Source organism: Acidimicrobiales bacterium (assembly GCA_036270875.1).
Classification (GTDB): domain Bacteria; phylum Actinomycetota; class Acidimicrobiia; order Acidimicrobiales; family AC-9; genus AC-9.
The window spans coordinates 38,895-58,230 of the sequence record DATBBR010000046.1; the positions used below are offsets into that span (position 1 = coordinate 38,895).

The 19,336-nt window shown below is 70.9% G+C and carries 24 protein-coding genes; 22 read left to right on the forward strand and 2 right to left on the reverse strand.

Features of this window, described 5'->3' with window-relative positions:
- Positions 1 to 30: 30 nt before the first annotated feature.
- The 22 genes from VH112_05115 (at position 31) to VH112_05220 (ending at position 18,156) form a co-directional block, all read left to right on the forward strand.
- Entirely contained in the window at positions 31 to 612 is a 582-nt protein-coding gene (locus VH112_05115; GenBank protein ID HEX4539606.1) for an RsmD family RNA methyltransferase, read from the forward strand.
- On the forward strand, positions 609 to 1,088 hold the full coding sequence (gene coaD / locus VH112_05120) for a pantetheine-phosphate adenylyltransferase (GenBank protein ID HEX4539607.1): 480 nt from the start codon (positions 609 to 611) through the stop codon (positions 1,086 to 1,088). Before VH112_05115 ends, coaD begins: the two co-directional genes overlap by 4 nt.
- Positions 1,085 to 1,675: a hypothetical protein gene (locus VH112_05125; GenBank protein HEX4539608.1), complete on the forward strand. Its 591-nt coding sequence runs from the start codon at positions 1,085 to 1,087 to the stop codon at positions 1,673 to 1,675. Before coaD ends, VH112_05125 begins: the two co-directional genes overlap by 4 nt.
- 18 nt (positions 1,676 to 1,693) lie before the next feature.
- Positions 1,694 to 2,212, forward strand: coding sequence for a DUF177 domain-containing protein (locus VH112_05130; GenBank protein HEX4539609.1), 519 nt, complete (start codon positions 1,694 to 1,696; stop codon positions 2,210 to 2,212).
- A gap of 45 nt (positions 2,213 to 2,257) precedes the next feature.
- The gene (gene rpmF, locus VH112_05135) at positions 2,258 to 2,437 is read left to right on the forward strand and encodes a 50S ribosomal protein L32 (protein ID HEX4539610.1); all 180 of its coding nucleotides are present in this window, start codon (positions 2,258 to 2,260) and stop codon (positions 2,435 to 2,437) included.
- A 7-nt stretch (positions 2,438 to 2,444) separates the two neighbouring features.
- Entirely contained in the window at positions 2,445 to 3,503 is a 1,059-nt protein-coding gene (gene plsX / locus VH112_05140; protein HEX4539611.1) for a phosphate acyltransferase PlsX, read from the forward strand.
- A gap of 150 nt (positions 3,504 to 3,653) precedes the next feature.
- Complete coding sequence (locus VH112_05145) at positions 3,654 to 3,950, forward strand: phosphopantetheine-binding protein (protein ID HEX4539612.1); 297 nt, start codon at positions 3,654 to 3,656, stop codon at positions 3,948 to 3,950.
- A 55-nt stretch (positions 3,951 to 4,005) separates the two neighbouring features.
- On the forward strand, positions 4,006 to 4,728 hold the full coding sequence (gene rnc / locus VH112_05150) for a ribonuclease III (protein ID HEX4539613.1): 723 nt from the start codon (positions 4,006 to 4,008) through the stop codon (positions 4,726 to 4,728).
- On the forward strand, positions 4,721 to 5,560 hold the full coding sequence (mutM, locus tag VH112_05155) for a bifunctional DNA-formamidopyrimidine glycosylase/DNA-(apurinic or apyrimidinic site) lyase (GenBank protein HEX4539614.1): 840 nt from the start codon (positions 4,721 to 4,723) through the stop codon (positions 5,558 to 5,560). Before rnc ends, mutM begins: the two co-directional genes overlap by 8 nt.
- Positions 5,561 to 5,638: 78 nt before the next feature.
- Positions 5,639 to 9,124 carry a chromosome segregation protein SMC gene (smc, locus tag VH112_05160; protein HEX4539615.1) on the forward strand — a complete coding sequence of 1,162 codons (3,486 nt, stop codon included), beginning with the start codon at positions 5,639 to 5,641 and terminating at the stop codon, positions 9,122 to 9,124.
- Between the two features lie 40 nt (positions 9,125 to 9,164).
- A complete protein-coding gene (ftsY, locus tag VH112_05165) occupies positions 9,165 to 10,286 on the forward strand; it encodes a signal recognition particle-docking protein FtsY (GenBank protein HEX4539616.1) in 1,122 nt (373 codons plus the stop codon).
- A 46-nt stretch (positions 10,287 to 10,332) separates the two neighbouring features.
- Positions 10,333 to 11,694, forward strand: a complete 1,362-nt coding sequence (gene ffh, locus VH112_05170) for a signal recognition particle protein (protein ID HEX4539617.1) — start codon at positions 10,333 to 10,335, stop codon at positions 11,692 to 11,694.
- Positions 11,695 to 11,755: 61 nt separating this feature from the next.
- Complete coding sequence (gene rpsP / locus VH112_05175) at positions 11,756 to 12,025, forward strand: 30S ribosomal protein S16 (protein HEX4539618.1); 270 nt, start codon at positions 11,756 to 11,758, stop codon at positions 12,023 to 12,025.
- 5 nt (positions 12,026 to 12,030) lie between these two features.
- Positions 12,031 to 12,348, forward strand: a complete 318-nt coding sequence (locus VH112_05180) for a KH domain-containing protein (protein HEX4539619.1) — start codon at positions 12,031 to 12,033, stop codon at positions 12,346 to 12,348.
- Positions 12,338 to 12,853, forward strand: a complete 516-nt coding sequence (gene rimM, locus VH112_05185) for a ribosome maturation factor RimM (protein ID HEX4539620.1) — start codon at positions 12,338 to 12,340, stop codon at positions 12,851 to 12,853. Before VH112_05180 ends, rimM begins: the two co-directional genes overlap by 11 nt.
- A 7-nt stretch (positions 12,854 to 12,860) precedes the next feature.
- Positions 12,861 to 13,661 carry a tRNA (guanosine(37)-N1)-methyltransferase TrmD gene (trmD, locus tag VH112_05190; protein ID HEX4539621.1) on the forward strand — a complete coding sequence of 267 codons (801 nt, stop codon included), beginning with the start codon at positions 12,861 to 12,863 and terminating at the stop codon, positions 13,659 to 13,661.
- Positions 13,633 to 14,022 (forward strand): 50S ribosomal protein L19, encoded by a 390-nt coding sequence (gene rplS, locus VH112_05195; GenBank protein HEX4539622.1) that lies wholly within the window; start codon positions 13,633 to 13,635, stop codon positions 14,020 to 14,022. The genes trmD and rplS overlap by 29 nt, the downstream gene beginning before the upstream one ends.
- A gap of 436 nt (positions 14,023 to 14,458) precedes the next feature.
- Entirely contained in the window at positions 14,459 to 15,139 is a 681-nt protein-coding gene (locus VH112_05200) for a hypothetical protein (GenBank protein ID HEX4539623.1), read from the forward strand.
- 433 nt (positions 15,140 to 15,572) lie between these two features.
- A complete protein-coding gene (locus VH112_05205; GenBank protein ID HEX4539624.1) occupies positions 15,573 to 15,866 on the forward strand; it encodes a DUF2469 domain-containing protein in 294 nt (97 codons plus the stop codon).
- A gap of 2 nt (positions 15,867 to 15,868) precedes the next feature.
- Entirely contained in the window at positions 15,869 to 16,219 is a 351-nt protein-coding gene (locus VH112_05210; protein ID HEX4539625.1) for a YraN family protein, read from the forward strand.
- Positions 16,220 to 16,248: 29 nt separating this feature from the next.
- Positions 16,249 to 17,337, forward strand: coding sequence for a PLP-dependent transferase (locus VH112_05215; protein ID HEX4539626.1), 1,089 nt, complete (start codon positions 16,249 to 16,251; stop codon positions 17,335 to 17,337).
- Between the two features lie 48 nt (positions 17,338 to 17,385).
- Positions 17,386 to 18,156, forward strand: a complete 771-nt coding sequence (locus VH112_05220) for an enoyl-CoA hydratase (protein HEX4539627.1) — start codon at positions 17,386 to 17,388, stop codon at positions 18,154 to 18,156.
- Positions 18,157 to 18,168: 12 nt separating this feature from the next.
- On the opposite strand, the gene VH112_05225 is transcribed toward VH112_05220, so the two are convergent.
- On the reverse strand, positions 18,169 to 18,480 hold the full coding sequence (locus tag VH112_05225; protein ID HEX4539628.1) for a hypothetical protein: 312 nt from the start codon (positions 18,478 to 18,480) through the stop codon (positions 18,169 to 18,171).
- Between the two features lies 1 nt (position 18,481).
- Positions 18,482 to 19,261: a ParA family protein gene (locus VH112_05230; protein HEX4539629.1), complete on the reverse strand. Its 780-nt coding sequence runs from the start codon at positions 19,259 to 19,261 to the stop codon at positions 18,482 to 18,484.
- Positions 19,262 to 19,336: the final 75 nt, after the last annotated feature.

Consider the following 19,336-nt stretch of genomic DNA (forward strand, 5'->3'; position numbering starts at 1 on the left):
GAACCGCGGGTCGCAGGTAATCTCGAAGGCATGCGAGTGGTTGGTGGGGTCGCAGGAGGCCGCCGCCTACGGGCTCCCGCCGGCCGCTCCGTCCGGCCCACCGGCGACCGAGTCCGGGAGGCGGTCTTCAACGTGTTGACCAGCCTCGGGGCCGTGGAGGGGGCAACGGTGGTCGACCTGTTCGCGGGCACCGGCGCGCTCGGCATCGAAGCGCTTTCGCGGGGCGCGGCGCACGTGACGTTCGTCGACCGGGATCCGGCCGCCGCCGCGACCATCCGCGACAACCTGGCCGCGGTCGGGCTGGCCGACGCCTCGTGGGACGTGGTGCGGTCCGACGCGCTGGCGTGGCTGGAGCACGGCCGGTCCGGGAAATCGGCCCGAGCGGGCGGCGACTCTGCGTTCGACCTCGCTCTGTGCGACCCGCCGTACGACTTCGCGGCTTGGGATCGGCTCCTGCGGGGACTGTCCGCCGACCTGGCCGTGCTGGAGTCCTCGGTGCCGCTCGAGCCCCCGCCGGGCTGGGTGGTGCGGACTACCAAGCGCTACGGCGGTACGGTGGTGACCCTGGTCCAGCCGCTGCCGCATCAGGTCGCTCGGAAAGGTGCCTCGTGAGGATCGCCCTGTTCCCCGGATCGTTCGACCCCTTCCACAACGGCCATCTCGAGGTCGTCGAGAGTGCCTGCCGGCTCTTCGACGAGGTGATCGTGGCCGTGCTCCGCAACCCTCAGAAGGGCGAGCCCCTGTTCAGCCTCGAGGAGCGCGCGGAGATGCTGGAGGAGTCGACCACGCACCTGCCGCGGGTGCGGGTCGTGGGGATGTCGACGCTGGTGGTCAACGTGGCCAAGGAGGTCGGGGCGACGGCCATCGTGAAGGGTCTGCGGGCCGTGACCGACTTCGAGAACGAGATGCAGATGGCCCAGATGAACCAGCAGCTGTCGGGGATCGACACCCTGTTCATCCCCACGGCGTCGACTCACTCGTTCATCGCCTCGAGGCTCCTGCGCGAGGTGGCGCGCTTCGGCGGCGACGTCAGCGGCCTCGTGCCCGCCCCCGTCGCCAAACGGCTCCAGGAGAGGTTCGGGCCGTGAGCCTGTTCGAGCCGGCCGACGGGCATGGCACCGAGGAGCTTCTTCGTTCAGCGATCGAGACGGTCCGCCGGGCCAAGTCGATGCCGCTGTCCGCCAACGCCCTCGTCGGCCGGGACGAGTTGGTGCAGGTGTTGGAAGAGGCGCTCAGGCAGCTTCCCGACGAGCTTCGTCACGCCCGTTGGATGCTCCGAGAGCGCGACGATTTCCTCAGCAAGACCCAACGCGAGGCCGAGGAGATCCTCGAGGCCTCGCGGGTGCAGGCTGAAGGCATGGTGCAGCGCGGCGAGATCGTCCGTCAGGCGCAGCATGCCGCCCAGCGCGTCCTCGACCGGGCCCACGACGAGTCCCGACGGCTGCGCCGGGAGGCCGAGGAGTACTGCGACCGCAAGCTGGCCACCTTCGAGGACCTGCTCGAACGGACGGCCAAGACCGTGCACTCGGGCCGGCGCAAGCTCCAGGAGACGCCGGCGCTGAACGTCGGTGGAGGCCTCGCCAGCTTCGACTCGGGGGCGGTCAAGCCCGGCGACGCCGCTGGCAACGGACTCGACGCCAACGGGGGAGAGTTCTTCGACCAGGACCGAGGCTAGGGACAGGGGGCGAGGACGATGGCGCAGCATCCCTTCGTCGTCAATGTGGCGACCCTTCGGCGCCAGCCTGGCGCCAGCCGGCGGGAGCGGCGTGAAGGGCCGATCCCGGAGCTGGGGATCACGGGCAGCTCGGTGCCCGAGGGGGCGCCGGTGGTCGTGGAGGTGCTGCTCGAGTCGGTGCACGGCGGGATCATGGCGACGGGCTCCGTGTCTGCTCCGTGGACCGGCGAGTGCCGTCGCTGCCTGGCCGTGGCCCGCGGCGAGCTCCGGAGCGCCGTCCGGGAGCTGTTCGAGCCCAGTGGAGACCCCGAGCAGACCTACCCGCTCCGTGGCGACCAGCTCGACCTGGAGCCGCTGGCGCGCGACGCTGTGCTGTTGGACCTGCCCCAGGTTCCCCTCTGCATCGAGGAGTGCCTCGGGTTGTGCCCGGTCTGCGGCATCAACCGCAACGAGGCGAGCTGCTCGTGCCAGACCGAGACGGTCGACCCTCGGTGGGCACCGCTCGACGCCCTGCGAGGCGGTGAGCTTCGCCGCTGAGCGGGGTAGGTCCGGACAGCACACGCCAGACGAGAGCGAGAGAAGATGGCCGTCCCCAAGAAGAAGACCTCGAAGGCCAAGACCCGGAGCCGTCGGGCCTCGAGCTGGGTCCTCCGGACCCCGCCGCGCAGCGTGTGCCCACAGTGCGGTCGGGCGAAGCTGCCCCACGTGGTGTGCCCCAACTGCGGCTGGTACGGGGGCCGACAGGCCGTCGACGTCGACTGACGGGCACGTGACCAGCTCCGCTTCCGAGGCCTCCCCCGCCCCCATGGCCGAGCCCGCGCCCGCGGGCCGGAGGGCCGCGGGCCGAAAGCCCGCGAGCTTTGCCGTCGCCGTCGACGCCATGGGCGGCGACCGCGGCCCCAGGGAGATCGTCGCCGGTGCCCGTCAGGCGGTCGACGAGCTCGACGTCCCCGTGCTGCTGGTGGGCCGGCCCGAGGAGCTTGGCGACACGGCGGGCCTGGAGGTCGTGCCGGCGAGCCAGGTGATCGGGATGCACGAGGACCCTGGACAAGGGGTCCGGCGCAAGAAGGACGCCTCCCTCGTCCGGGCGGCCGAGGCCGTGCGGGACGGCCGGGCGGCGGCAATGGTCAGCGCCGGCAACACGGGCGCCGCCATGGCCGGCGCCCTGCTGCGCATGGGCCGGCTTCCAGGAGTCGCCCGGCCCGCCATCGCCACTCCGCTGCCCGTGCCCGGGTCCACCCACACGGTGCTGCTGGACGCCGGCGCCAACCCCGAGTGCACCCCCGAGTGGCTGGTGCAGTTCGCCAAGATGGGGTCGCTGTTCGCTCGACAGCGCTACGACCTGGCCGAGCCACGCGTTGGGCTGCTGTCCAACGGGGAGGAGGAGAGCAAGGGCACGGCCCTGGTCAAGCGCACCCACGCCCTGCTCTCGGAGGGGGTGGGCGTCCGCTTCGTCGGAAACGTGGAGGCCCGCGAGCTGCTGAGTGACGCCGCCGACGTGGTGGTGACCGACGGCTTCACGGGCAACATCGCCCTCAAGGCGCTCGAGGGCGGCATGAGGTTCTTCGTGAGCGCCCTCACTGGGGTCATGACCGCCAACGAGGAGACCAAAGCGGCGGCCAAGGTGCTGATGCCCGGCCTGGCTCCGCTCATGGAGGAGATGGACCCAGAGTCCACCGGCGGGGCCATGCTCCTCGGCGTGGACGGGGTCTGCATCATCAGCCACGGGTCCTCGTCAGCCCGGGCGGTGGTGAACGCCGTGCGGGTGGCCCACGACATGGTGTCCCGGGGCCTGGTCGACGAACTGCGGCGAGCCGTCGCGCCCTGAAGGCCGGCCCAGGCGGCCGGGGCCGATGACAACAGGCCCGGCCCCGGAGGCCCGGCCCGGGGGAAACAGCCCGGTCTCGGGCGTCATCGAGGCCGCGACGTGCGCCCGATACCGGTACGATCCGGACGTCGACTGACCCCAGGAGCAGCAGTGCCCGCTGAGACCCATGTCGAGAAAGGCCCGTTCGACCGTCGCCAGGTCTTCGAGATGATCCGCGACCAGCTCGCCGACATCCTGGAGATCGATCCCGCCTCCGTCAGCGAGGGGGCCTCGTTCTCCGAGGACCTCAACGCCGACTCGCTCGCCCTCATCGAGCTGGTCGAGGGCCTGGAGGAGGAGCTGGGGGAGCGGACGGTCGGGTTCCGGGTCGAGGACGAGGACCTCGAGGACCTCAAGACCGTCCGAGACGCCGTCGACTACGTAGTCGCCAAGCTCGAGGCCACCTGAGCTGCGCGAGCCGCCGGGACTGCGTCGTGTCGAGCTGGATGCACTGGCGCGACGGCTGGGACAGGAGCCGGGAGAGGTCGAGCTGCTCCAGCAGGCCATGGCCCACCGGTCGTGGTGCGCGGAAACCACGGGTGAGGCCTCGAACGAGCGCCTGGAGTTCCTAGGGGACTCGGTGCTGGGCCTCCTCGTCACCGACCACATCTTCCAGGCCTACCCGGACCTGCCCGAGGGGGAGCTAGCAAAGGTCCGGGCCTCGGTCGTCAACGCCGAGGTGCTGGCCGACCTGGCCGCGTCCCTCGACCTGGGGTCGGGTCTACTGCTCGGCAAGGGAGAGGACGCCTCGGGAGGACGCGAGAAGCCGTCCATCCTCGCCGACGCCTTCGAGGCCGTCATCGGCGCCATCTACCTCGAGCTCGGCCTGGACAGGACCGGTGAGCTGGTCATGCAGCTGCTCGGCGAGCGCATCAGGGAGGCGGCCGCCGGTCCTGGCGGCCAGGACTACAAGACGCGCCTCCAGGAGTTGGCCGCCCGACAGGCCGAGACCCTGCCCCGCTACGCGGTCGAGGAACAGGGTCCCGACCACGCCAAGCGCTTCCGGGCCAGCGTGCACGTCGGCGGTCGGCTGCTCGGGCGCGGCGAGGGCCGATCCAAGAAGCAGGCCGAGCAGGCCGCGGCCCGGATGGCGTGGGCCGATCTGTCCGGCACACCACGCCCGCCACCAGATGCGGCCGAGCTGCCATCGGTCGGGTCGGGTGGGCGGCGCGACGAGCGTGCCTGAGCTCCCAGAGGTCGAGACCATCCGCCGTGATCTCGACGGCGCGGTGGTCGGCAAGCGAATCAAGTCGGTACAGGTGAAGGGTCGACGCTCGATCCGCAGGCATCGGGGCCCGGCCGAGTTCAGGGGCAGGCTCGAGGGCCAGAAGATCACCGGCGTCAGACGACGGGGCAAGTACCTCCTGCTGTGCCTGGACGACGGCGACGTGCTCGTCGTCCACCTGGGGATGAGCGGCCAGCTGCTCCGGCCCAGCAGCGCCCGGGAGGTGGCCGCCCGTCACACCCACGTCTCCATCACCTTCACGAAGGGCGGCGAGCTTCGCTTCGTGGATCCCAGGACTTTCGGCGAGATGTTCGTCGCCGCCGAGCCCGTCGTCGCCCAGGAGGTGCCCGAGCTCGGTCACTTGGGCTTCGATCCCCTGCACGATGTGATGAGCTGGGTGCAGTTCGGAGACCTGCTGCGCGCTCGCAAGACCAAGCTGAAGCCGCTCCTGATGGATCAGCGGTTCGTGGCCGGCATCGGCAACATCTACTCCGACGAGATCCTGTTCTCCGCCGGCCTCCGCCACGACCGTGGCTCGGAGACGCTGTCGTCTGAGGAGATTCGTCGGCTGTATCGGGCGATGGTCGAGGTGCTCTCCGACGCCGTGCGACACCGCGGCTCCTCGCTCGCGGACCAGCAGTACCGGGACCTGTTCGGCAGGCCGGGCGACTTCCAAAGCCATCATCAGGTGTACGACCGGGAGGGCCAGTCATGCCCGCGCTGCCATCGCCGCATCACGAGGATCAGGCTGGGGGGGCGTTCGTCGTTCCTGTGCGAAGGGTGCCAGGTCTGAGGCGGGCGAAGTCGATGACCGCCCTGGTCGGCGGGGATACCCGAAGCAGGCCAGACACCCCGGTAACGTGATCGCGCTGTGTTCTTGAAGGCGCTCACGCTCAAGGGCTTCAAGTCCTTCGCCGAGTCGACGACGCTCGAGCTCGAGCCCGGGGTCACCGTCGTCGTGGGTCCCAACGGCAGCGGCAAGTCGAACGTCGTCGACGCCGTGGCGTGGGTGCTCGGGGCCCAGGGGCCGAGGACCGTCCGCTCGGCCCGGATGGACGACGTCATCTTCGCCGGATCGGCGAAGCGCCCGGCGCTGGGACGGGCCGAGGTCTCCCTCACGATCGACAACAGCTCGGGTCTCCTCCCAGTCGAGTCGTCGGAGATCACCCTGAGCCGCACCCTGTTCCGTTCCGGCGACAGCGAGTACGCCATCAACGGCGTCCCGTGCCGGCTCCTCGACGTCCAGGAGCTCCTGTCCGACTCCGGCGTGGGCCGCCAGCAGCACGTCATCGTGAGCCAGGGCCAGCTCGACGCCGTGCTGAACGCCCGCCCCGAGGACCGGCGCCTGATCGTCGAAGAGGCCGCCGGGGTGCTCAAGTACCGCCGGCGGCGGGAGCGCGCCGAACGCCGCCTGGAGGCCACGGAGGGGAACCTCGAGCGGCTCCAGGACCTGCTCGGCGAGGTGCGCCGCCAGATCCGCCCCCTCGAGCGACAGGCCGAGGCCGCCCGCCGCCACAGCGGCCTGGCGGACGAGCTCCTCGCCGTCCGGCTGTACCTCGCCGGTCGGGAGCTCTCCAACCTCGACGCCCGTCTGACCGCATCCCTCGAGACCCGGACCGAGCTCGACAGGGAGCAGGACGGGCTCAAGGCCAGCCTGGCGACGCTCGACACCTCGGTGGTCGCGGCCGAGAGCGCGCTGACGTCGGGCCGAGGTGACGACCTGGCGGACCATCTCCGCCGGGTGGAGAGCCTGCGGGAGCGCGCGCTGGGGATGTCTGCCGTCCTCGTCGAGCGTCGCCGATCGATCGCCAGTGCGGCGAGCGCCCTGGCGGACCAGGACGTGGTGGCCGCTCTCGAGGCCGAAGCCGCCCGCCTCCGGTCCGAGCTCGACCAGACCGAGACGTCGGCCCGGGAGCTCGAGCCTTCGGGCGAGGAGCTGGCCGCCGCCGAGCTGGCGCTCGCCGGCGAACGAGCCGACCTCGAAGAGACCCTCGGCGACACCATGGGCCTGGTCTCCCGGGACGGGGCGGCGGCCGATGCCCGCGGTCAGCTTCGGACCATCCGCCACGGGCTCGACCGCGACCGGACGGAGCAGGGCCGGCTCGAGTCCCGCCTGGCTGCCATCGGGCACCGGTCTCACGGCCTGGAGGCCGATCGAGGCCGGCTCGGAGCCGAGATCGAGGCCGCCCGGAGAGCGGCGCCGTCGCTGGTCGCGGCGGCCGAGGACGCCGCCAAGCGGCGGGCGTCCGCCGAGTCCGAAGCCGAGCGGGCAGAGGCTGGTCTGCGCCGCGCCGACCAGGATCACCACTCGTGGCAGGCGCGGGCCGAGGCCTTGGCCCTTGCCCTTCATGAGGCGCGGGCCCGAGCAGGCGCCGAGCGCCTCTCGGAGGTCCCGGGGGTCGTGGGCACGCTGCTGGAGCTGGTGGCGGTGGACCCCGGGTGGGAGCGCGCGTTCGAGGCGGCGGCGGGCGAGGCGGTGGCCGCCGTGGTCATGGCCGGCCCCGGCGAGGCGCGTGCCGCCCTGGCCCATCTGCGCCGAGCAGGGAAGCCGGGTGCCGTGCTGGCCCCCGGCGCTGGGGGCTACCGACGCGTCGGCGACCCCACCGATCTCGCGGAGGTCGATCTGGTCCGGGCCCACGTCCGCTCCGCCGTCAACGGGGTCGAGCACCTTCTGGACGTCCTTCTGGCCGGCGCCGTCGTGGCGCCCGGGGGTTGGGAAGCGGCGGTGGACCTGGCGCTGCGCCGACCCGAGCTGATCGTGGTCACGGCCGAGGGCGACCGGTTCGGTGCGTCCGGGTGGCGGATCGGTGGTGGCGGGCCGACCGCCACGGGCGCCGCGCTCGACGAGGCACGGGCGCAAGCGGCGACGTTCGCCCGAGCGGTCACCGACGCCACCGAGGAGCTGCAGGCCGCTCGGGCCGAGTTGGCCGCGGCTCGGACCGCCGAGGCGGAGCTGGCCCGAGAGGTCGAGCGAGCCGACGCCCGGTCCGCGGGCACCAGCGAGGCGCTCACCCGGGTCGAGTCCGAGCTCGGGGTGCTCGCCCAGGATGCCCACCACGCCCGGGACCACGAGCAGGAGCTGACCCGGCGTATCGAGCACGACACGTCCCTGGCTGCCTCGCTCGAGCAGCGCCTGCCGTCGCTCGAGGCGGACGAGGCAGAGGTCGCCCAGCGAGTGGCCGTGGCACGGGAGGCCAAGGCACAGATGGACGAGCGAGTCGCTGCCGTGGCCCAGCTCCGTACCGGCCTCGAGGTGCGGACGGCGAGCCTCGACGAACGGCGCTCCCTCCTCGCCGGACGGCTGGGCGACATCGAGCAGCGGCTCGAGCGCGACCGGACGGAAGCGGACCAGGCGTCGGACCGCCGCCGGCAGATGGAGGCGGCCGCCATCGCCATCGATCGGCTGAGCGCAATGGTGGCGGGGCACGTGGCCACGCTCGAAGACCAGGCCGCGACCCTCGATGAGCAGCGTCGCCAGATGGCCGCCGCCCTACACGACCGAGCCGCCCGTCTCGACCGCCTCCGGGGCGAGCGTCAGCAGGCCGAGCGTCGCCTGGCTGAGATCCGGGAGCGGGCCCAGCGGGCGGAGATCGAGGACGCCGAGATCCGGCTCCGGCAGGAGGCGGCCGTCGAGTCCGTGCGCCGAGAGCTCGATCACGAGCCGGAGGCCGCCAAGGCCGCACCCCGCCCCGAGCCGGCCAGCGGGGTCACCATCGCCCAGCGAGGCAGGGAGCTCGAGCGTGAGCTGCGGCTGATGGGCCCGGTCAACCCGCTGGCCATCGAGGAGCTCACCTCGCTGCGCGAGCGCCACGAGTTCCTCGAGTCCCAGCTGGAGGATGTTCGGGGGGCCCGGCGGGATCTGGCCAAGGTCATCCGGGCCATCGACGGCGAGATCGTCCAGGTCTTCGCGGCCGCCTTCGCCGACGTGTCGAAGCACTTCTCCGCCTTGTTCTCGACCCTCTTCTCGGGCGGCGTGGGCGGGCTGCGCCTCACCGACCCCGACAACCTCCTGGAGACTGGCATCGAGGTCGAGGCCAAGCCGGCGGGCAAGAACGTGAAGAAGCTGTCGCTCCTCTCGGGCGGCGAGCGTTCCCTGGTGGCCATCGCCTTCCTGTTCTCGGTGTTCCGCAGCCGTCCGTCACCCTTCTATCTGCTCGACGAGGTCGAGGCCGCCCTCGACGATGTGAACCTCCGGCGCTTCCTCGACCTGATCGACGAGTTCCGCGACGAGGCGCAGCTCATAGTCGTGACCCACCAGAAGCGGACGATGGAAGCGGCCGACTGGCTGTACGGGGTCACGCTCCAGCCCGGCGGGTCCTCCAAGATCGTGAGCGAACGGGTCAGGGCCTCGGCCTAGGGGTCAAGCGAGCGGGGGCGGGCGGTAGGCTCTCGAAGCCATGACGATCTTGGTGATCGTGGCCGTCCTCGGGTTCCTCCTGCTCGTGTCGTTGGGTCTCGTGGCCGGCGTCACCCTGAGGCGACGCGGCGCGGGCGTCGAGCTCGAGCCTCCGCCGCGGCCGCCGGCGGAGGGCGCCGTGCCCTCGACGGAGGTCGCCGAGCCCGAGGTCGTCGAGGCGCCGGCCGAGGCCGAAGAGGTGCTCGGTCCTCCCGAGGTCGCCGCCCCGCCGCCGCTGCGCGAGCGGCTGGGCAAGGCCCGCAGTCTCCTGGCTGCCCGCGTCGGCTCGGTGCTCGCCCGCTCCGGCATCGACGAGGGGACATGGGAGGAGCTGGAGGAGGCGCTGATCCTGGCCGACGTCGGGGTGTCGACCACCACCTCACTGCTCGACGGGCTCCGCACGCGGGTCAAGGCCGGCGAGATCGCGGGCCCCGACGCGCTGCTCGAGGCGCTGAAGTCGGACCTCAAGGCAATCGTCGGACGAGGGGACCGGGAGCTCCATCAGGAGCCGGGGCAGACGAACCTCTGGCTGTTCGTCGGTGTGAACGGCGTAGGGAAGACGACCACGATCGGCAAGGTGGGCATGCGTGAAGCGGCCGAGGGGCGGTCGGTGGTGATGGCGGCGGGCGACACGTTCAGGGCCGCCGCCACCGAGCAGCTGGCCCTGTGGGCGGTGCGCGTCGAGGCCGACCTGGTGAGGGGGTCGGAGGGGGGCGACCCCGGCTCGGTGCTGTTCGACGCCGTCCAACGGGCGGTAGCCCGGAGGGCCGATCTGGTGCTGGTCGACACCGCCGGGCGTCTGCACACCAAGGTCAATCTCATGGAGGAGCTCAAGAAGGTGCGGCGGGTGGCGGAGCGGTCTCCGGCCCACCTGGGCGAGGTGCTCCTGGTCCTCGACGCCACGACGGGACAGAACGGTCTGGTCCAGGCCCGCCAGTTCTCCGAGGCGGTCGGCGTCACCGGTGTGGTCCTGACCAAGCTCGACGGCACCGCCAAGGGCGGCATCGCCGTGGCCGTGGTCGCGGACCTCGGGCTGCCCATCAAGCTCGTGGGGCTCGGTGAGTCCCCTGCCGATCTCGTCCCCCTCGACCCCGACGAGTTCGTCGAGGCGCTGTTCGCCTGAGGAGCAGGCATGGAGCCCGCTGGCCGTTCCGGTAGCCTGGCTCGAGATGTTCGAGTCTCTCTCTGATCGCTTCGAAGGTATTTTCACCCGTCTGCGGGGCCGCGGCCGCCTGGGCGAGGCCGAGGTCGACCAGGCCCTCGGCGAGATCCGGCTGGCCCTCCTCGAGGCGGACGTCAATCTCGCCGTCGTCCGGGGATTCGTCGCCCGGGTCCGGGAGCGCTGCGTCGGGGCCGAGCTGTCCAAGAGCCTCTCGCCGGCGCAGCAGGTCATCAAGATCGTCAACGAGGAGCTCGTGGGCATTCTCGGGGGCGAGCCCCTGCGCATCACCTACGCCTCCAAGCCTCCGACGGTCGTGCTCCTGGCCGGTCTCCAAGGCTCCGGGAAGACAACAGGCGCAGCCAAGCTGGCCCGGTGGTTCAAGCAGCAGGGTCGCCAGCCGCTCCTGGTCGGGGCCGACCTCCAGCGGCCCGCCGCCGTGGAGCAGCTCCGGGTGCTCGGGAGCCAGGCCGGGGTGACCGTGTTCAGCGAGCCGACCGACCCGGTCACCGTGGCCCGGCGGGCGCTGGACGAAGCCCAGCGGCGGGGTCGCGATGTGGTCATCGTCGACACGGCGGGGCGCCTCACGATCGACGAGGCCCTGATGGACGAGGTCCGCACGGTCTCCGACGTGCTCCATCCCAATTACACGTTCCTGGTCATCGACGCCATGACCGGCCAGGACGCCGTGGCCACCGCCGAGGCGTTCCACGCCACGCTGGAGCTGGACGGCGTGGTGCTCTCCAAGCTCGACGGCGACGCCCGTGGTGGCGCCGCCCTCTCGGTGAAGGAGGTCGTCGGCCGACCCATCGCCTTCGCCTCGACGGGTGAGAAGCTCGCCGACTTCGACACTTTCTATCCCGATCGCATGGCGAGCCGGATCCTCGGCATGGGCGACATGCTGACACTCATCGAGACGGCGGAGCAGCACTACGACGAGGAAACCGCCACCCGGGCTGCGGCGCGGCTCCAGGAGGGACAGTTCACCCTCGAGGACTTCCTCGAGCAGATGCAGCAGATCAAGAAGATGGGTCCCCTCACGGGTATCCTCGGCATGCTCCCCGGGCTGCCGAAGGACATCAAGAACGCCCCCATCGATGACGGGCAGCTGGCCCATGTCGAGGCCATCATCCGCTCCATGACGCCGGGCGAGCGAAGGGACCCGGCCATCGTCAACGGGTCGAGACGGCAGCGCATCGCCAACGGCAGTGGCTCGACCACCGCCGAGGTGAACGCGCTGCTCAAGCAGTTCAAGGAGATGCAGCGCATGATGAAGGGCATCGGAGGCGGGAAGGCCTCCGGCAAGCCGGGGAAGAAGGGCAAGCGGGGCCGTGTCACGCCGTCGCTAGCCGACCTCAGCTCGCTTCGCTAGCGAGCTCGGACAAACCAACGGCCGGCCCGGAAGGCAGGCCCAGAAAGGCAAGGATCGATTCGTGGCAGTGAAGCTTCGCCTCATGAGGATGGGCAAGAAGAAGCAGCCCACCTACCGCGTCGTGGCCGCTGACAGCAGCTCCCCCAGGGACGGCCGCTTTATCGAGATCGTGGGCACCTATGCACCCAGGTCCGATCCATCCGTGGTCAAGATCGACTCAGCCAAGGCCGTCAAGTGGCTGTCACGGGGGGCCAAGCCGACCGAGCGGGTCGAGAAGCTGTTGCGCGTCTCCGGGGCCTGGGACGAGTTCACCGCCGCAGCATCGAAGTGAGCGACATGTCGGACGCGGAGGTCGGCCTCTCGGCTGACGGCGAGGTCGACGAAGTCGATGACATGGCGGGGAACCGGGCCCTCGGTGCGATCCCCCGAGCCGTGCTCGAGCACATCGCCCGCTCCATCGTCGATGACCCCGACGCCGTGGTGGTCGAGGTCGAGGAGGCCCGCCAGGGGGTGAACCTGCGTCTGCACGTCGCCCCGGACGACATGGGCAGGATCATCGGACGGCGGGGTCGTGTCGCGCAGGCCATCCGCGCTCTGGTGAGGGCGGCCGGGGCCAACGAGGGGACCGAGGCCAGCGTCGACATTGTCGACTGACCGGCCGACGCCAGCCGCGGGCGACCCGGGAGGCCGGCCCGGTAGCCCAGCGACGCTCGAGGTCGGCAGGGTGGTTCGGCCGCACGGGCTGCGGGGCGAGGTCATCGTGCGCTTGGTGACGGATCGCACCGAGCGACTGGCGAGCGGCGCCGTGCTCTCGTCGACCGCCGGCAACCTCGAGGTCGTACGGTCGGTCTGCAACGGCGGTCGCTGGATCGTCTCCTTCTCCGGGGTGGGCGATCGGGACGGAGCCGAGGCCCTTCGAGACGTGGTGCTCCGGGCTGAGCCGATCGTCGATCCCGATGCTCTCTGGGTCCACGAGCTGCACGGATCGGAGGTCCTCGACGTGAACGGGCGCCACTTGGGGGAGATCACCGCCATCGAGGCCAACCCCGCCAGCGACCTGCTCGTGCTCGACGGGGGTGGTCTCATCCCCCTCCGCTTCGTGGTGGAGCACGGACCGGGCAGAGTGGTGGTCGAGGTCCCCGACGGGCTCCTGGAGTGATGTCGTCGTGCGGGTCGACATCTTCACCATCTTTCCGGGGCTCCTCGAGGCCGTCGGCAGCGAGAGCCTGGTCGGGCGGGCTCGCCAGTGTGGCCTGCTGGACCTGAGGATCCACGACCTGCGCTCGGCGGCGACCGATCCGCGACGGTCGGTGGACGACACCCCCTTCGGCGGCGGGGCGGGGATGGTGCTCGCGCCAGGGCCGGTCTTCGGGGCGGTCGAGGTAGCTCGACCGCCCCGGCCGCTGTTCCTGCTCGGACCTGCTGGACGTCCGCTCGACCAGGCCCTGGTGCAGGAGCTGGCCGCTCTGGGCACGGCCCCTGGCGGTGGCTTCTCACTGTTGTGCGGGCGCTACGAGGGCGTCGACGAGCGGGTGGCGGAGCATCTCGTCGACGACGAGCTGTCGATCGGTGACTATGTGCTGGCCGGCGGGGAGGCGGCAGCCTTCGTCGTCATCGAGGCGGTGGCCCGGCTGGTGCCGGGGGTCATGGGGAACGCGGCATCGGCGACCGAGGAGAGCTTCGCCGACGGGCTCCTCGAGTACCCGCAGTACACCAGGCCGGCCGACTTCCGCGGGTGGGTCGTGCCTGAGGCGCTGCGCTCGGGCGACCACGCCCGCATCGCCCGGTGGCGTCGGGCTCAGGCGCTCGTCCGCACCATCGCCCGGCGTCCCGACCTCCTCGAGGCTCGCGGCGGGTTGAGCGACGAGGAGATGCGGCTCCTCGCCGAGCATGGGTATCCTGCAGTGTCCCCCCGGTCTCCTGAGGAGCCTTCGCGCCATGAACCCCACCGACCTGGTCGATCGTGACAGCCTCCGTGACGACATCCCGGCGTTCGCGCCCGGAGACACGGTCCGGGTCCACGTGCGTGTGGTGGAGGGGAACCGGCAGAGGGTCCAGGTGTTCCAGGGGGCCGTCATCCGCCGCCAGGGCTCGGGGGTCCGGGAGACCTTCACTGTCCGCAAGGTCAGCTTCGGCGTGGGCGTCGAGCGCACGTTCCCGGTGCATTCCCCGATCATCGCCAAGATCGAGCCCATCATCCAGGGCGACGTCCGCCGGGCGAAGCTGTACTACCTCCGGGGTCGGGTCGGGAAGGCGGCCAAGATCAAGGAGAAGCGGCAGCTTTCCCCGGCCACCCCGGCCGGCAAGAAGGGCAGGTCCGCCACCTAGACGCCCGGTCGGCCGAGCTCGCCGACCTGTTGGACGCCCAGCTGGCCCGCTACACCACCCGCCATAGCTGCCACCAGAACGCGCTCGCGGCCGATCCCCAACGCGTCTTCAGACCTCAACCGTCCAGCAGCGGTGTCTTCGCGGACTGGCTTGGGGTGGTCCTGAGCCCACCTCCTCCTGGTGGCGTCGACTGGGACGAGGTGGCGGCGATCGTAGAAGAGACGTTCAGGATGGTCGCCCCCCGCCGATTGCTCGCGGAACTCGACGACCACTGAGGGCTGTCTCGAGAACCCCAAACCCAGGCCGATCGATCAAGCCTGGCGCTCGCTCGCGGTGACCTGGATCAGGAGGCCGTGGAAGTTGCTTCTGCCCTGTCACATCAGCGGGGTGGTAGCCGTCAATAGAACGACAGACCCACGTCGCGGAAGGAGCGGCCATGACCTCCATCGAATCCGTCACCCTCGAGGTGCCCGACCTCACGGCCGCCACGGCCTTCTACTCCGCCGCCTTCGGGTTGGGCACTCAGGTGCGCCTGCGGGCCTCGGAGGCACCGGCGACCGGTTTTCCTGGGTTCACGCTGTCGCTTGTGGTGTCGCAGCCAGCCACCGCCAAAGACCTCATCGGCACCGCCCTGAACGCCGGTGCCACGCCGCTGAAGCCGGCCGCGAAGTCGTTGTGGGGCTACGGCGGCGTCGTCCGAGCGCCGGACGGGACGATCTGGAAGGTCGCGACGTCGTCGAAGAAGGACAGCGGCCCGGCGACCAGGCAGATCGACGAGATCGTGCTCCTGCTGGGCGTCGCGGACGTGGCCGCGAGCAAACGGTTCTACGTCGACCGCGGCCTCGCGGTGGCGAAGAGCTATTTCAGCAGGTACGTCCAGTTCGCCGCGACATCGGGCGCCATCACTCTGGCGCTGTACAAGCGAGGAGCCCTCGCCAAGGACGCCGGCGTCTCCCCTGACGGCTCCGGATCGCACCGGATCGTGATTGGCAGCGATGCGGGGCCCTTCACCGACCCGGACGGGTTCGCGTGGGAGGCCGCATCGGGCTCAGCGGGAGGCGGAGCCAGGGCTCAGGACGGTCGCGCTCGCGTCCACAAGACCGCAGAAACGACCTAGCGCCGCTCCCGGCGCCGTTCGCCAGCGACGCAGAATCACACCGATGTAGCTCGACGACCCGGTCGTGACGCCTCCTCCCTCGTTCGGGGTCGTCACACCGTGCTGAAAGGCTTCTCGGGGCATCCCGTTAGAGTCACGGGGCATCGATTCGCCCCCCTGATGTCGTCGCCCTCGTGGAGATTATGGAGAGATGGGTGTCTTGTCGAGGAGAAGCCGGTCCTTCGCTGACTGGAGCGACCAGCGTGTGGGGCCCCTGGGTCCCGGGCACCTCGCGGGCCTGCGGCGGGGCAGGGGCCCCCGGGGCGGCGCAGCCGCCAGCACCAGCGGGGGCTGGGGGACCGGGTGCGGCGGCTGGAGGGGCGCAGCGGGGCACCGGCGTCCTACAGTTGGCCTTCCAGGGGACAACGCTCCAGCGAGGCCTGAGACATGAATGATGAGCGCTGAGGACCTCGAGCGTTACGAGGCCGAAATCGAGCTGGCTCTCTATCAGGAGTACCGAGCGGTGCTCCCGATGTTCCGCTATGTCGTCGAGACCGACCGACGGTTCTACCTGGCCAACCACGTGAGCATGGAGGCCAAGGGGGAGGCGGGGCATCCCCACTTCGAGATCCAGCTGAATGATGCCTGGGTGTGGGACATGTACCGGCCCGCCCGATTCGTCTCCTCCGTCCGGGTCGTCACGTTCAAGGACGTCAACGTGGAGGAGCTCCCCGAGAAGGAGCTCTAGCCGTGGAACGGGTCGCTCGGCGCCAGGAGCTCGCCGCCTACGGCGAGGAGAGGGTGGCCGAGTGGTACCGGGCATCCGGATTCGATGTCGTGGCCCGCAACTGGCGCTGTCCCCAGGGCGAGCTGGACCTCGTGCTGGGCCACGGCGACCTGATCGTCGTGTGCGAGGTCAAGACCCGGTCCTCGACCGTCTTCGGGGCGCCCGTCGAGGCGGTGACGCGGGCCAAGCAGGCCCGCCTGCGGCGGGCTGCGGCCCGGTGGCTCGAGGAGGGGTCCTACCACGCCGGGCTGGTGCGGTTCGACGTGGCGTCGGTGCTGGGAGGCGTCGTCGAGGTGGTCGAGGGGGCGTTCTGAGCCCACCACTGCATCCAGCCTCGGTCGCGGTGGCCTCAGGTAGGGGAGAGGCGGTCGCGGGGGCGCCCGTCAACGTGGCCGTGCCGCTGTCTTCGACCTACCGGGCGGACGGTCCGCTCTCCTACGGAAGGGAGGGCAACGCCGTCTGGGACGCCCTGGAGGAGGTGCTGGGCTCCCTGGAGGGCGGCCAGGCGCTGGTGTTCGCGTCCGGGTTGGCGGCGATCGCCGCTGTCCTCGAGACCCTGCCCGTCGGTGCACTGGTCGTGGCGCCACAGGACGCCTACCTGGGCACGCGGGGACTGCTGGCCGAGTTGGCGGGGCGCGGCCGGCTCCTCGTCCGGCTCGTCGACATCACCGACACCTCGGCCACGCTCGCCGCCATCGACGGCGCCGAGCTGCTGTGGTGCGAGTCCCCGACCAATCCCATGATGGCGATCGCAGACCTCGCCGCCCTGTGCGAGGGGGCCCGGGCGGTCGCCGTCCCGGTGGTGGTCGACAACACCTTCGCCACGCCCCTGCTCCAGCGCCCCCTCGAGCTGGGCGCCGACGTCGTCGTGCACAGCGTCACCAAGTTCCTGGCCGGTCACTCCGACGTGGTGATGGGGGCGACCATCACCGGTGACCAGGACCGCTGGGGCGAGGCGCTCCGCCGGCGGCGGAGCCTGCACGGCGCCGTACCCGGGCCGGTCGAGGCGTTCCTCGCCCTCCGCGGGGTGCGTACTCTCGACGTCCGCCTCGAGCGGGCCCAGGCCAACGCCGCCGAGCTGGCCCGTCGCCTGGCCGCCCATCCCGGGGTCTCCGTCGTGCGCTACCCGGGGCTCGCCGACCACCCTGGCCACGAGCTGGCCTCCCGGCAGATGGACGGCTTCGGCGCCATGCTGTCGTTCGAGGTGCACGGCGGCGCCCCGATCGCCGACGCCCTGTGCGACGCGGTGCGCCTTTGTGTGCACGCCACGAGCCTGGGTGGGGTGGAGACGCTGCTGGAGCGGCGCCAGCGCTGGGAGGGCGAGGAGGCGACGCCGGCCGGCCTGGTCCGGGTCAGCGTCGGCATCGAGCACGTAGAGGACCTGTGGGCCGACCTCGATGCCGCCCTCGGGGTCGCTGCCTCGGCGCGGTAGGTAGGCGGCGGAGGACCGTCGGTGGTCCGGTGATTATCGTGCGGGCCCATGGAGACTCTCCGAGTAGAGCGCGCCGACGGGGTCGTGACCGTGACCATGGACCGGCCAGACCGCAAGAACGCCATCAACGAGACGATGTGGATCGAGCTGTGGGAGACGTTTCAGGCCGTCGCCCGGAGCACCGAGGACCGTGTGCTGATAGTCACCGGCGCCGGGGGTGCATTCTGCTCCGGCCAGGACCTGAGCGGGGTGTCCGACGGTGGGGGTGACCACGGCCTGGTGCGCATGCGCCGCGTCGGTGACGTGGCCCTGGCGTTGCATCGGGTGCCGAAACCCACGATCGCCAAAGTCGCCGGGATCGCCGCCGGAGCGGGCTGCAACCTCGCCCTGGGCTGCGACCTGATCGTGGCATCGGAGGACGCTCGCTTCTCAGAGATCTTCTCCCGGCGCGGCCTCTCGGTCGACTTCGGGGGATCGTGGGTGCTGCCCCGGCTGATCGGGCTCCACCGGGCCAAGGAGCTCGCCTTCTTCGCCGAGATCGTTTCTGCCAAGGAGGCGGCTGACATCGGGTTGGTCAACCGGGTGGTGCCGGCAGCCGACCTCGACGGGTTCGTCGACGATTGGGCCCGCACCCTGGCCAAGGGACCGCCACTGGCGCTCTCGATGACCAAGACGATGCTCAACAACGGGGCCACCTCGATGGAGCAGGCCGTTGAGGACGAGGCCCGCTGCCAGGCGTTGAACTTCTCTACCGCCGACACTGTCGAGGCCGTGCAGGCCTTCAGCCAGAAGCGCGACCCCAAGTTCCGAGGGTTCTGACCGGCGAGCCGCTCAGCCGCGGAAGATGGCCTCGAGCCAGGTACGCCGACCGCAGGCGGGGCAGGGAAGCAGCCGGGAGTACCGGCGGCCCGGGATCCAGAGCCAGAACGGAAAATGACGACGGATGTAGTCGGCGTACGTCACCCGCGTGTGGACTCCGCAGGAGGAGCACACGAGGACCATGGTCCCCGGCCGTGGGGCAGGCGCCGAGAACAGGGCGCGCCGGCCCGATGCCTCGGGCGCCCCGTGCTCTCGTTCGTCGGCGCGCACGCCGGGAGCCCAGAAGAGTGCTCGCCGGCCCAGAGGATCGGAACTGCTCGTCATCTCAGCTCCCCACCGTCTCCTGCCCGTTCAGGTCCGCGTGGAGGGTCCTGGCGAGGGCGCGGTACGCCTCTGCGCCCGGCGAGCCGGGGGCGTGGCGGAGGATCGAGCGTCCACGAGCCGGCGCCTCTGCGAAGCGGATGGACTTGCCGACCGGAGGATCGAGGACGGGCAGCGCATAGCGGTCGCGCACGTCGCCGAGGATCTGTCGGGAATGGCGGGTCCTCGGGTCGAGCATCGTCGCGATGATCCCTCGCACGGCGAGATCGGAGTTGGCGAAGGCCCGGACGTCCTCGATGGTGTCGAGGAGCTGGGCCACGCCGCGATGGCTCAGGGCCTCGCACTGCAGCGGGACGAGAACCTCGTCGGCGACCGTGAGCCCGTTGATGGTGAGCACGCCCAGTGATGGTGGGCAGTCCACGAGCACGGTGTCGTAGCTGCCTCGCAGCGGCTCCAGCGCCCTGGCCAGGGCGTGCTCGCGCCCGGTGCGGGTGAGGAGCAGCACTTCGGAGCCGGCCAGGTCGATCGTGGCCGGCACCACGTCTAGCGCCTCGACGGATTGCAGCACCTCCTTCACCGGCACCCGGCGCACGAAGACGTCGTGCACGGACCGAGGAAGGCTGTCAGGGTCGAGTCCCACTGAGTACGTCAGGCAGGCCTGGGGATCCAGGTCGACGAGCAGCACACGTTCGCCCAGCTCGCTGAGCGCAACCCCGAGCGCGTGCACCGTCGTCGTCTTGGCGACCCCGCCCTTCTGGTTCGCCACCGCCATGACGCGAGCCATCGCCGGAGTCTACGGCGGTCGCCGACCCCATTGACGGAAAGTTGGAGAAATTTTCGTTGAGATCGCCGTCAGTGA